Origin of the sequence: Actinocrinis sp., assembly GCF_035605935.1 — a bacterium.
Lineage (GTDB): Bacteria > Actinomycetota > Actinomycetes > Streptomycetales > Catenulisporaceae > Actinocrinis.
On the sequence record NZ_DATNGK010000325.1, the window covers coordinates 1 to 12,813 of the forward strand.

A 12,813-nucleotide genomic window follows, 5' to 3' on the forward strand; every position below is an offset into this window, starting at 1 on the left:
GGCCGAAGCTGGTGAGAGCGAGGAGCGTCAGAGCGTGACGGTGGAGGTCGGTGGGCGGCGCCTGGAGGTGGTGCTGCCCGCCAACCTGGCCCCGGCCACGAGCGCCGCGGGGGCGCGGCGGGCGGCCCCGCCGCGGCGCTCCACCGCCGGGCGGGCGGTGGTGGCGGTGAGCGGGGACGCGTTGACCTCCCCGATGCAGGGCACCATCGTGAAGGTCGCGGTGAGCGAGGGACAGGTGGTCGCGGCCGGGGATCTGATCGTGGTGCTGGAGGCGATGAAGATGGAGCAGCCGCTCTCCGCGCACAAGGCCGGCACCGTGGTCTCGCTGACCGCGCAGATCGGGGCGACCGTCACCGCCGGAGCCACCCTCTGCGAAATCAAAGACTGAACGACGGAATCAAAGGCTGAACAACGGCGGTGGCCGGAAACGGCGCTGAACCGGGATATCGAGAACAGCGCGGGCCGGGGCGATAGGAATTCGCCCCGGCCCGGAACTTTCCCGCGCTAAGCCAGGTTGAGCGGCTATTCCTCGTCCTTGTGCAGTCGACGCGCGGCCTCCGCAATCGAACCGGACAGCGACGGATACACGGTGAACACCGAAGCGACCTGATCCACGGTCAGATGCAGATCCACCGCCATCGAAACCGGATGAATCAGCTCACTGGCGCGCGGCGAAACGATGACGCCGCCGAGAATGGTGCCGGAACCGGGGCGCGAGTAGAGCTTCACGAAGCCGTCATGGAAGCCGAGCATCTTCGCGCGCGGGTTCGTGTCCAGCGGCAGCTTCACCACGTCGAACTTCGGATCGTCGCTCTCCGCGTTGAACGTGGTCCGGCCGACCGTGGCGATCTCCGGCGCGGTGAAGATGTTCGAGGAGACGCGCTTGAGGTTGATCGGCCACACCGCCTCGCCGAGCGCGTGGTAGACGGCAATCCGGCCCTGCATCGCCGCGACCGACGCGAGCGGAAGGACGCCCGTGCAGTCACCGGCCGCATAGACACCGGCCGCCGTGGTGCGTGAGACGCGGTCTACGACGATGTGTCCCGAGCGCGTCGTCTGCACGCCTACCGCCTCGAGGCCGAGCTCTTCGGTGTTAGGCAGCGAACCGACCGCCATAAGGCAGTGCGTGCCCTGCACGGTGCGGCCATCCTCAAGCGTGACCGTGACACGGTCACCGTCGCGTACCGCAGACGTCGCGCGAGAACGGCTCAGCACTCGCATGCCACGACGCTGGAAGACCTCCTCGAGCACACGCGCCGCGTCCTCGTCCTCTCCCGGCAGCACTCGATCGCGCGACGAGACCAGCGTCACCTGTGAACCTAGTGCCTGATACGCGCCCGCGAACTCGGCGCCGGTCACGCCGGAACCGACCACGATCAGGTCCTCGGGCAGCTCGTCGAGGTCGTAAAGCTGAGTCCAGGTCAGAATCCGCTCGCCATCCGGCCGAGCCGAGGGCAGCTCGCGGGGACGCGCCCCGGTCGCGATGATCACGGCGTCCGCGGCGACCCGCTCCACGGTGCCTTGTTCCGCACCGCCGCGCATCGTGACCTCTACGATCGCGCCGCCGTCGGCCAACCGCCCGGAGCCACGCACCACGGTCACGCCAGCCTTCGCCAGCCCCTCGGCAATGTCCTCGGACTGCTTCGCCGCCAAGGCCTTGACCCGGGCGTTGACTCGGGCCAGGTCCACGCCCGTGACGCAGTGCGCCGCGTCCTCGCCGACCCGGACGCCGAGTTCGGGTGCGTCCTCAAAAGCAGTCATGACGTCGGCGGTCGCGATGAGGGTCTTGGACGGGACGCAGTCAGTCAGTACCGCGGCTCCGCCGATGCCGTCGCGGTCGACGATGGTCACCTCCGCGCCGAGCCGCGCGGCCACCAGCGCCGCCTCGTAGCCGCCGGGTCCGCCACCGATGATCGCAATCCTTGTCACAGGCTCAGTCTAATTGCGCCAGGTACCAGCGCTGTTGCGGTGTCCACAGCTTGCGTGGGGGCGGTGGTGACGTGCGCGGAAAACGCGGCGCGCTCGGAAATACGTTGGCGAGCTGTCGGAGGGCTTCGGTACCTTCGAAGCAGTGTCTTACGAGGGCGCCACCAGTGTCTTAAGAGGGCGTGGTCTCACGAGGGCGCGTCTGGGGAGCGGATAGCCATGTCTACGTCGATGTCGAGTCGTCTCGGCGTGCTCCGCTACCGCGATTTCCGGTTCCTGCTCATCGACCGCTTCGTCGCGCCCTCCGCCTTCGCGTTCTCAGCCGTCGGCGTGTCCTTCGCCGTGCTTAACAGCACCGGCTCCACCGCCGACCTCTCCTATGTGCTCGCCGCGCAGATCGCGCCGAACCTCGTCTTCGGGCCGCTCGGCGGAGTCATCGCCGACCGGATACCGCCGCAGTACGTCATTGCCTTCGCCAACCTGCTGGTCGCGTTGTTCGAAGGAACGCTCGGACTGCTGGTGCTCACACATTCGGCCCAGCTTTGGCAGATGATCGCACTGGAGGCGGGCACCGGTACCGCGATCGCGATCTTCTACCCCGCTTCGCAGGCGCTGCTGCCGAAGCTGGTGCCCGACGCCGAACTCCAGCAGGCGAACGCCATCAGCCGCCTGGTCATGAACGGCGCGATGATGGGCGGCGCGGCGATCGCCGGCTTCCTCGTCGCGGCCTCCGGGCCGGGCTGGGCGCTGGTCATCGACGCGATCGGCATGCTCGCGTCGGTCGCGCCGAACCTGCTGATCCGGGTCCGTGCCATTGAGCGCACGCACAACCCGGGCATCTTCAGCGAGCTGCGCGAGGGCTGGGACGAGTTCCGGTCACACACGTGGCTGTGGGGAATCGTGCTGCAGTACTCGGCCGTGCTGATGTGCTGGTACGGCTCGTTCAGCGTGCTCGGCCCGGCCGTGGCGAAAGCACACCTCGGCGGCCCGGCCGCCTGGGGCACCATCATGGCCTTCGAATCGGTCGGCCTGATCATCGGCGGATTCATCGCGCTGCGATACACGCCGCGTCGGCCGATGCTGTTCGTCGCCATGATCGGTATGACGATCGCGCTGCCCTCACTCGCCCTCGCGATGCTGTGGCCGGTGTGGCTGATCTGCGTGACCAGCCTCGGCGTCGGGATCGCGCTCGAGACGATGATGGTGCAGTGGTTCGTGGTGATGGCGCGTTACATCCCCGCGGACAAGCTGGCCCGAGTGTCCGCCTACGACGCGCTCGGCTCGGTCATGTCGATGCCAATCGGAGCGCTGCTCGCCGGGCCGATCGCGGCGGCGATCGGCGTATCCAACACCCAGTACGCCGCAGCCGGCGTGATCGTCGCGGTGAGCCTGCTGACGCTGCTCTCGCGTGACATCCGAACTCGGCGCAGCACCGATACACCAGTGTCGGGCGCGGACAGCGCCACGGCAGCCGAAGCTGTGGACATCGCGGTCGTGGCGAACGTGGCCGACGTACCCGTGGCGTCGACGACCACAGCGGCGACCGCGCAGAGCGGGTTACCGGCAGCCGCTATATCGTCTGATGCGTGACCACACAGGCGATTGCAGAGTCGAACGCGGACCCGTACCAGGGCGCACAGGACGCAGCTAAGGCACTGATCTCGAGGATCGGCGGCACGCCGGACGTGGCGCTGGTCCTCGGCTCCGGCTGGGTGCCGGCCGCCGACGCGCTCGGCGAGCCCGAGCACGAGTTCCCGGTCACCGAACTGCCCGGGTTCACCATGGCGGAAGCCATCGGTCACGCCGGGCGGATCCGGTCGGTCCGGCTCGCGTCCACCGGCAAGCTGGCCCTGGTCTTCCTCGGCCGCACGCACTTCTACGAGGGGCACGGCGTCGCGCGCGTGGTGCACGGCGTGCGCACCGCCGTCGCCGCCGGTTGCTCGACCGTGGTCCTGACCAACGGCTGCGGCGGCGTGAATCCGGCGTACTCGGTGGGACAGCCGGTGCTCATCAGCGATCACATCAACCTGACCGCGACCTCCCCGATCATCGGCGCGAACTTCGTCGACCTGACCGACCTCTACTCGGCGCGGCTGCGCGCGCTGTGCAAGGAGGTCGATCCGTCGCTCGCCGACGGCGTGTACATCCAGCTGACCGGACCGCACTACGAGACACCTGCGGAGATCCGCATGGTGCGTACCCTCGGCGCTGACCTTGTGGGCATGTCAACGGCACTTGAGGCGATCGCGGTGCGTGAGGCCGGGGCGGAACTGTTGGGCATCTCGTTGGTGACCAACATGGCAGCGGGTATGACAGGGCAGCCGCTCAGCGCTCAGGAAGTCATCGAGACCGGTAACGCGTCGGCGGCGCGTATGGGCGTGCTGCTGCGCGACGTGCTCAGCCGCCTTTAGCGCTCGCTGCCGCAGCCGCTGACGCTGCCGATGCCGCCCCTACCGACCGATAAAGCACGACGGAGAGGCTCGAAGGGAGTCGCCGTGGAACGCCTGCTCTCCCTCGCCCGCGCCTGGCTGGACGAGGACCCCGACCCGGAGACCCGCGAAGAGCTGAGCGCGCTGATCGAGGAGTGCGCAGACGCCGACGAAGGCGCGTGCGATACCTGTAGCCAGCTCGCGGAACGCTTCTCCGGCACGCTCCAGTTCGGTACCGCCGGGCTACGCGGTGAACTGGGCGCGGGGCCGAACCGGATGAACCGGGTGGTGGTCAGTCGCGCCGCCGCGGGCCTCGCTCGCTACCTGCTCGACACCGGGCACCTCGAAGAGGCCGTCGTCATCGGCTACGACGCGCGGAAGAACTCCGACGTGTTCGCGCGAGACACCGCCGAGGTACTCAGCGGCGCCGGCTTTCGTCCGCTGGTGCTGCCGAGGCCGCTACCGACGCCAGTGCTTGCGTTCGCGATCCGATATTTGGGTGCGTGCGCGGGTGTCATGGTGACGGCGAGTCACAATCCGCCGCGCGACAACGGCTACAAGGTCTACCTCGGCGACGGTTCGCAGATCACTCCCCCGGCAGACGAACAGATCGCAGCGGCCATCGAGGCAGTCGGCCCGTTGTCTTCGGTTCCGCGCGGCACGGAATGGGAGACGCTGGACGACTCCATCCTCGATGCGTATCTCGATCGTGCGGTGCGTGTTCTTAGCCCGGTCGGTCCACGGGAACTGCGGGTCGTTTCGACGGCGCTGCACGGTGTCGGCGGTGCGGTACTCGCTTCGGCTTTCGAGCGCGCCGGGTTCGGTACGCCGATCGCCGTGCCCGAGCAGCAGGATCCGGACCCGACCTTCCGGACGGTGGCCTTCCCGAATCCGGAGGAACCCGGCGCGATCGACCTGGCCTTGGCCCTGGCGCGCAAGTCCGGTGCCGACGTGGTCATCGCGAACGACCCAGACGCAGACCGCTGCGCCGTCGCGATCCCCGTTCGCTCAGGTGACAAGGCATCAGGCGCGACCGGTGACGAGGGTGGCGAGTGGCGGATGCTGCGCGGCGACGAGGTCGGTGCGCTGCTCGGCGCGTACCTCGCCGAACGTGGCGGCGCGCGCACCTTTGCCACGACGATCGTCTCCTCCTCCCTGCTTGGGAAGATCGCGCAGCGGCACGGCATCGACTATCGCGAGACGCTGACCGGCTTCAAGTGGCTGACGAAGGTCGAGGATCTGTCATACGCCTACGAGGAAGCGCTCGGGTACTGCGTCGATCCGGACGGCGTGCGCGACAAGGACGGCATCAGCGCCGCGCTGCTGGTCGCCGAGTTGGCGGCAACGCTCAAGGCGGACGGCCGCAGCTTCGAGGGTGAACTGGAGCGGCTGGCCGCCGAGTACGGCCGGCATGCCACTGATCAGCTCTCGATCCGCGTCGATGATTTGGAGCAGATCGCGCGAATGATGGCCGCGCTGCGTTCCGCCCCGCCGAAGGAACTGGCTGGATTGGCGGTGATACTGCTGGACGACCTGTCACTCGGCTCACCCGGCTTGCCACCGACCGATGGACTGCGACTCTCGCTCGACGGCGGCGCACGCGTGGTGGTGCGGCCTTCGGGCACCGAGCCGAAGCTCAAGTGCTACATCGAGGTCGTAACGCACGGTTCGGCGGCTGACGCGGTCGGGCTGCTAGATGCACTTAAGGCTGCTCTGGCGGAGCGGCTCAAGGCAGACTGACGACTAGTCAGCTCACGGCGAGAGCGACTACTAGGAACACGACGCTCGCGCCGAGCAGCGCGAACGACCTCACAGACCAGCGCACTACGCCCGAATCAACCGGGGCGGTTTCCAGAACAGGCGTGGCCTTCTGAGCGCTCGCCGTAGCGTCGCTCGACGCTGCGCTGACGGCGTCGGTTGACGTGGTAGCAGCGATATCGGCGACATCGCCGGCGTCAGCGACCGGCACTGCGGCGGTAGCCGCGTCCGATGCTGCCCCAGCGGCTTGCTCAGCTTCCTTGGCCTTGAACCGCGCCTGGACCGCGTATGCCTCGCGCCGCGCGTTCATCTCCTCGATTGCCTGGTCCGCCATGGACAGGCGATCGGCCGGGTCGTAAGGGCGGCGGTTGCCCGACTGCAGCATGTTGGCCGGGACCCCGCGACTGGCCAAGCGCTGCGACTGCGACAGGTCCTTGAGACGGTGCCGTTCGAAGCGGCGCCGCTCCCGGAGTGAGACCGGGATGGCCCAGACGGTGAATCGGCGGCTTTCCGTATGCGCCATGAAGGAAAGCCGGGCGCTGAGATCGGTCACCGCGTCCCACGGCAGGTCAATCGTGCGAAACGGGTTACGCACGACAAGCCGGTCATTCCACGCGAACGCCGCCGGATAGACGCCGTACAACGCGGCTAGGACGGCGACCAGCGTCAGGATGGCCGCGGCGACCAGGTCCTGAGTGCCGGACTCGATCAGCAGATCGATCGCGCCGAACCCGCAGAACAGCACGACCAACGCGCCGCCGATGAGTGCGGCCGGACCGCGGTAGACGGTCGGCTTCTCGGTGGTCGAACGGGAGTCGGTGGCGAGCGGCGTCATGACCCTGGATTCTGCCTCACGGGCTGGGTGTGGTCCATGTAGGGTGGCCGGTTTCCGTGCATGTCACGGCAGCATAACGGGGTGGTTCCGATCCATGCGTGATACCGGATCGGACGCCGGGGCACGGATCGCACAAGTTATCCACAACCTGGGCGACAGGTCCAGCGGCGCTCCTCGCCGCCGCTTACGCTGGATCGCGTGACCAGCACCACCGAAGCGGCGCAGCGGCCGCACACCGATCCAGCCCGCGAACCGGGCGGGAAACCAGACGACGGACCGGGCCGGGACATAACCGCGGCCCGGGACACCGACGCGGACGCGGCCGGGGCCCACCACATGCCCGACCGGCTAGATCTGCGCGCGGCTACCCGGAACGAGGCCGCGCTACGCGGCTTCCTGCACGGATTGCCGGGTGTGGACAAGGTCGGCGCCGAGGCGCGGGTGGCCCGGCTCGGCACTCGGTCGATCAAGACCTCCGCCAAGGGCTTCGCGCTCGACCTGGCGGTCCGGATGATCGACCTGACCACGCTTGAGGGGGCGGACACTCCCGGGAAGGTGCGCTCGCTGGCCGCAAAGGCACGGCGGCCCGATCCAGCCGACCCGACCTGCCCCTCGGTCGCCGCGGTGTGCGTGTACCCGGACCTGGTCGAGGTGGCCAAACACGAGCTGCGTGGTACCGCGATCAAGGTCGCCTCGGTCGCCACCGCCTTCCCCTCCGGCCGCAGCTCGGTCGAGGTGAAGCTGGCCGAGACGAGGATGGCCGTCGCCGCCGGCGCCGACGAGATCGACATGGTGATCGACCGCGGCGCTTTCCTCGCCGGGCATTACGGCACGGTGTTCGAGCAGATCGCGGCGGTGAAGGCAGCCTGCGGCGAGGCGCATCTCAAGGTGATCCTGGAGACCGGCGAGCTGGTCACCTACGACAACGTGCGGCGCGCCTCCTGGCTGGCGATGCTGGCCGGGGCCGATTACATCAAGACCTCCACTGGCAAGGTCTCCCCCGCGGCGACGCTGCCGGTGTCGCTGGTCATGCTGGAGGCGGTGCGTGATTTCCGGGCGGTGAGCGGCCGGATGGTCGGGTTCAAGCCGGCCGGCGGCATCCGTACCGCGAAGGACGCGATCAAGCATCTGGTAGTGGTCAACGAGACCTGCGGCCCGGACTGGCTCGACCCGCTGTGGTTCAGGTTCGGCGCCTCCTCGCTGCTCAACGATCTGTTGATGCAGCGTCAGAAGCAGGCGGCCGGATACTACTCAGGGCCCAACTACGTGACGGTGGACTGACCCGATGGCACAGCGGAAAACAGAACGACTGCCTGAGAAGACCGCGGCGGCGGCGAACCTGTTCGAGTACGCTCCGGCCCCCGAGTCGCGGGCCATCGTCAAGATCAATCCGAGCTACGACCTCTTCATCGGCGGCGAGTTCGTCCGGGCGAGCGGCGGCGCGCTCAAGACGCTGAATCCGGCGACCGAGGAGGTGCTCGCCGAGGTCGGCGTCGCGTCGGCGGCCGACGTGGATCGCGCGGTGGCCGCCGCGCGCACCGCCTACGACCGGATCTGGTCGCGAATGCCGGGCTCGGAACGGGCCAAGTACCTGTTCCGTATCGCGCGGATCATCCAGGAGCGTTCGCGGGAACTGGCTGTGCTTGAGTCGATCGACAACGGCAAGCCGATCCGCGAGACCAGGGACGTGGACCTGCCGCTGGTCGCCGCGCACTTCTTCCACTACGCGGGCTGGGCGGACAAGCTCTCCTACGCGGGCTATGGACCGGATCCGAAGCCGCTGGGCGTGGCAGCGCAGGTCATCCCGTGGAACTTCCCGCTGCTCATGCTGGCCTGGAAGATCGCCCCGGCGCTGGCCTGCGGCAACACCGTGGTGCTCAAGCCGGCCGAGACCACTCCGCTGACCGCGCTGGCCTTCGCGGAGATCTGCCAGCAGGCGGACCTGCCGCCCGGCGTGGTCAACATCCTGACCGGCGCGGGAGAGTCCGGGGCGGCGCTGGTCTCGCATCCGGATACTGACAAGGTCGCGTTCACCGGCTCCACCGAGGTCGGCCGCGGTATCGCGCGGGCGGTCGCGGGCAGCCGGAAGAAGGTGACGCTGGAGCTGGGCGGCAAGGCGGCGAACATCGTGTTTGACGACGCGCCGATCGACCAGGCAGTCGAGGGCGTGATCGACTCGATCTTCTTCAACCAGGGGCAGGTTTGCTGCGCGGGCTCGCGGCTGCTGGTGCAGGAGTCGATCGAGCCGGAACTGCTGGACGCGCTGCGCCGCCGGATGGAGACGCTGCGGATTGGCGATCCGCTGGATAAGAACACCGACGTCGGCGCGATCAACTCGGCGGCGCAACTGGCGAGGATCACCGAGCTGACCGAGGTCGGCGAGGCGGAGGGCGCGCAGCGCTGGTCCCCGGCCTGCGAGCTGCCGTCCACCGGCTACTGGTTCGCGCCGACCGTGTTCACGAACGTCTCGGCCACGCACCGGATCGCCCGCGAGGAGATCTTCGGTCCGGTGCTCTCGGTGCTGACCTTCCGCACTCCCGAGGAGGCGGTGGCTAAGGCGAACAACACGCCCTACGGCCTGTCCGCGGGCGTGTGGACGGAGAAGGGCTCGCGGATGCTGGCGATCGCGAAGAAGCTGCGCGCCGGGGTGGTCTGGGCGAACACGTTCAACAAGTTCGACCCCTCCTCTCCGTTCGGCGGCTATCGCGAGTCGGGTTACGGCCGCGAGGGCGGCGCACACGGTCTGGAGGCGTACCTCGATGTCTGACAAGACCGAAGCCGGCAACAAGGCGAAGACGGCCGCAGCGAGCAAGACGACCGCGAGTAAGTCAACCGCGCGGAAGACGACGACGAAGGCTGCCGCGAAGAAGGCGACCCCGAAGAAGCCGGCGGCTGCGGAGCCAAGCGCGCCGACAGCGGCGACTGTGACCGCGTCCGTCGCCGCGGCCGTGCCCGCCGATCGGGTATCGACGGCGGTCCCGGCTTCGGTCGCTGAGGAAACCGGCGCGCGGACCCGGCTGACCGTGCGCAAGACCTACAAGCTCTACATCGGTGGGGCCTTCCCACGCTCGGAGAGCGGACGGAGCTACGAGGTGACCTCTGCGCAGGGCGCGTTCTTGGCCAACGCCGCACTGGCCTCCCGCAAGGACGCCCGCGACGCGGTGCGGGCGGCCCGGTCCGCGTTCGGCGTGTGGTCCGCAGCGACCGCGTACAACCGCGGCCAGATCCTCTACCGGATCGCCGAAATGCTCGAAGGCCGGCGCGAGCAGTTCGCCGACGAGGTGGCCGCGGCCGAGGGCGTCACCCGCGAATCAGCGCTCGCACAGACCGACGCCGCGATCGACCGCTGGGTCTGGTACGCGGGCTGGTCCGACAAGATCAGCCAAGTGCGCGGGACGGTCAACCCGGTGGCCGGACCGTACTGGAACGTCTCGTCCCCCGAGCCGACCGGGGTCGTGGCGGTGTTCGCCCCCGAGCGGCCCTCGCTGTTCGGGCTGGTCTCGGTGCTCGCCCCGGTGATCGTTTCGGGAAACGCGGCGGTCCTCGTCGCGCCCGGTTCGGCCGCGCTGCCCGCGATCACGCTGGCGGAGGTGCTGGCGACCTCGGACCTGCCCGGCGGCGTGGTCAACATTCTGACCGGGCGGATCGCCGAGCTGGGCCCACCGCTCGCCAGCCACCTCGACGTGGACGCGCTGGATCTGTCCGGCGTGCCGGATCTGGAGCTGGCCACTGAGCTGGAACGGGCCGCCGCGCAGAACCTCAAGCGGCTGAGGCGGCCGGAGCCCGAGCCGGATTGGACGGCCGATCCCGGACTGGACCGGATGGTGTCGTTCCTGGAAACCAAGACGGTCTGGCACCCGGTCGGGATCTGACCGACCAGGCGAAATCTAGCCGGGCGAGGATCTGGCCGGGCTGCGCACGGCTTGGCAGGCGTGACTGCGGCGCCGGTCGGCGGGCTCTTGTGGAGCCGCCGGCCGACGCCGCACGCACAGCAGGCATTGTCGGACTGGTCGCCGGTGCGGCGCGCGATCCGCGCACTGGTCAGCCGAGCGGTCCACCGAGCAACGAGCCGAGCACCGGCAGATCCGCCACTGGCAGACCGTCCGCAAACGTGTCCGCCACCGGCTGAGTCGATACCGGGATACCGCCAAGGCTGGTCTCCACGACATTCGACAGCGGGTCGACTCCAGTGCCGGCCAGTGGGTAAAGCTTGAGCTTGCCCAGTCGCGACCAGGCCGCGGCCGGCGCCGCCTCGGGTGCGGTCAGCGGCGCTTCCTGCGCTTGCTGCGGCAGTTCGGCGGAGGTCACCGGAACCGCGTTCGCGCTGGTCGCGTTCGAACCCAGCGCCGCGCTGTCCGCGACGTCCGAGGAGGCCGCAGGCGCGGCTGCGGCCACCGTCGCGGCCGACGCCATCGGAGCCGCCGCCGCGACCGCCAAGCCCGCGCCGAGCGAGGTGAGCGCCAGGCGACGCGCGCTGCTCGGGATTCGGCCGGCTGTCCTTGACTGACGCATCTTGAAACGTTCCTCACCGAGGTCTGAGATCCGCGCAAAAAACGGACTGGTACCCGAGGCAACTCGGATACCAGTCCGAAGTCACGCCGCCTCACCCTGCTGGCGGACATTGAGCCTTAAGTAGGTTTTTGTCCTAATAGGCCAGTGCGCAAATGTACTACTCGGCACGCCAGTCGCCGACCTGGAACGGCCCAGGCCGCTGCTCCGACTCCTCGCCACGGGCGGGCGGGATCTGCTGGCCCTGGCCCTGCGTCTGACCTTGCCCGTGGCCGTGAGCCGGGTTCTGCACGCCGGGCTGCGCACTACTGCCAGTCCCGCCGGGAGACCAAGGACTCGGCGCGGCGGCGTAATCCTGCATGGTCGGCGGCATTGGCGGCATGGGCTGCTGCGGCTGGTGCGATCCGGTACCCGCGACGCCGGGTGCTTGGCCGAACTGCTGCGTCGGCTGGCTCTGGTCGTAGCCCGGGGCCTGACCTGGCTGCTGGCCGCCCTGGACCGGCGGAAGCAACTGCGTGCGGTCCGAGCCGAACGGCTGCGGCGCGCCGGCCCCGCCGGGGCCCTGACCCTGCCCTTGCCCCTGCTGTCCGAACACGGTCGGCCCGGACTGCCCAGGCTGCTGGCCGAAGCCCGCCTGTCCGGACTGGCCCGCCTGCTGACCCGACTGCCCTGGCTGTCCAGGCTGCTGACCCGGCTGGCCACTGCCCTGCTGCGGGGTCCAGCCGAAGCCGCCGGGCGGCGGCGCGGCCTGCGAATACTGCTGGCCACTCTGGCCGCCGCCGCTGCCCGCGCCGGGCCCGGCAGTCCAGCCGCCGCCGTACTGGCCGGGCTGCTGAGCGGCCGGGCGCGCGGTCTGCGGGTTGAGGATCTGCCAGGTCATCCACACGAACAGGGCCGCGACGACGACCACGACGCCCTCGCCGATCGCCATCACGAAGGTGAGGAACTTGCCCTCGCCGCCGATGCCGTCCGCGCCGAACTGGGCCAGCGCGGTCACCACGCCGAATAGCAGCGCGACGCCCATCTCCACCAGCGCGGCGAGCGTGATCAGCCGCGCCTTGGCGAGCGCCGGGCTGACGTGGTTGGCCAGGTAGACCGCGAAGGCCGCGGCCGCGGCGACGACCACGTCGAGGAACGTGCCGACCTGGTCGTGTGCGCGGTTGGCGAAGGGCTCGGAGAACCCGTTCGAGGACGGGGGCGCGAGCAGGTTGATCACTGCGACAAGGAGGGTGAGCCCCGCGAACACGACGGCGGCCAGCGCCGCCGGTTCGCGCAGCTTCTTCAACGTCTCAGGCATGGCGGTGCAACGCTCCCGTGTCGGTCCGCTGGTCTCTGGACACTCTGTCTTTTCAGACA

11 protein-coding genes are annotated in these 12,813 nt (G+C 69.1%); 7 read left to right on the forward strand and 4 right to left on the reverse strand.

The features are described 5' to 3' along the window. A partial coding sequence (locus VN779_RS26095; protein WP_325727987.1) for an acetyl-CoA carboxylase biotin carboxyl carrier protein subunit occupies window positions 1–388 on the forward strand: 388 nt, incomplete at its 5' end. A 134-nt stretch (window positions 389–522) separates the two neighbouring features. On the opposite strand, the gene VN779_RS26100 is transcribed toward VN779_RS26095, so the two are convergent. Further along, window positions 523–1,929, reverse strand: a complete 1,407-nt coding sequence (locus VN779_RS26100) for an NAD(P)H-quinone dehydrogenase (RefSeq protein ID WP_325727989.1) — start codon at window positions 1,927–1,929, stop codon at window positions 523–525. A 216-nt stretch (window positions 1,930–2,145) separates the two neighbouring features. Between VN779_RS26100 and VN779_RS26105 the strand changes: the two genes are divergently transcribed. From VN779_RS26105 to VN779_RS26115, 3 genes are all read left to right on the forward strand, one after another. Then, on the forward strand, window positions 2,146–3,516 hold the full coding sequence (locus tag VN779_RS26105; RefSeq protein ID WP_325727991.1) for an MFS transporter: 1,371 nt from the start codon (window positions 2,146–2,148) through the stop codon (window positions 3,514–3,516). Then, window positions 3,513–4,337, forward strand: a complete 825-nt coding sequence (locus VN779_RS26110) for a purine-nucleoside phosphorylase (protein WP_325727993.1) — start codon at window positions 3,513–3,515, stop codon at window positions 4,335–4,337. The genes VN779_RS26105 and VN779_RS26110 overlap by 4 nt, the downstream gene beginning before the upstream one ends. Before the next feature lie 84 nt (window positions 4,338–4,421). Continuing rightward, complete coding sequence (locus VN779_RS26115; protein WP_325727995.1) at window positions 4,422–6,095, forward strand: phospho-sugar mutase; 1,674 nt, start codon at window positions 4,422–4,424, stop codon at window positions 6,093–6,095. A 7-nt stretch (window positions 6,096–6,102) separates the two neighbouring features. Here the strand turns inward: VN779_RS26115 and VN779_RS26120 are convergent, their stop codons facing one another. After that, window positions 6,103–6,948 carry a hypothetical protein gene (locus VN779_RS26120; protein WP_325727996.1) on the reverse strand — a complete coding sequence of 282 codons (846 nt, stop codon included), beginning with the start codon at window positions 6,946–6,948 and terminating at the stop codon, window positions 6,103–6,105. A gap of 336 nt (window positions 6,949–7,284) precedes the next feature. Between VN779_RS26120 and deoC the strand changes: the two genes are divergently transcribed. The 3 genes from deoC (at window position 7,285) to VN779_RS26135 (ending at window position 10,820) form a co-directional block, all read left to right on the forward strand. Further along, complete coding sequence (gene deoC / locus VN779_RS26125) at window positions 7,285–8,229, forward strand: deoxyribose-phosphate aldolase (RefSeq protein WP_349260949.1); 945 nt, start codon at window positions 7,285–7,287, stop codon at window positions 8,227–8,229. Between the two features lie 4 nt (window positions 8,230–8,233). Continuing rightward, entirely contained in the window at window positions 8,234–9,715 is a 1,482-nt protein-coding gene (locus VN779_RS26130) for an aldehyde dehydrogenase family protein (protein WP_325728000.1), read from the forward strand. 250 nt (window positions 9,716–9,965) lie between these two features. Beyond that, the gene (locus VN779_RS26135) at window positions 9,966–10,820 is read left to right on the forward strand and encodes an aldehyde dehydrogenase family protein (protein ID WP_349260950.1); all 855 of its coding nucleotides are present in this window, start codon (window positions 9,966–9,968) and stop codon (window positions 10,818–10,820) included. Window positions 10,821–10,989: 169 nt separating this feature from the next. On the opposite strand, the gene VN779_RS26140 is transcribed toward VN779_RS26135, so the two are convergent. After that, window positions 10,990–11,460, reverse strand: a complete 471-nt coding sequence (locus VN779_RS26140) for a hypothetical protein (RefSeq protein WP_325728004.1) — start codon at window positions 11,458–11,460, stop codon at window positions 10,990–10,992. A gap of 157 nt (window positions 11,461–11,617) precedes the next feature. Then, window positions 11,618–12,754 (reverse strand): hypothetical protein, encoded by a 1,137-nt coding sequence (locus VN779_RS26145; RefSeq protein ID WP_325728006.1) that lies wholly within the window; start codon window positions 12,752–12,754, stop codon window positions 11,618–11,620. Between the last annotated feature and the right edge of the window lie 59 nt (window positions 12,755–12,813).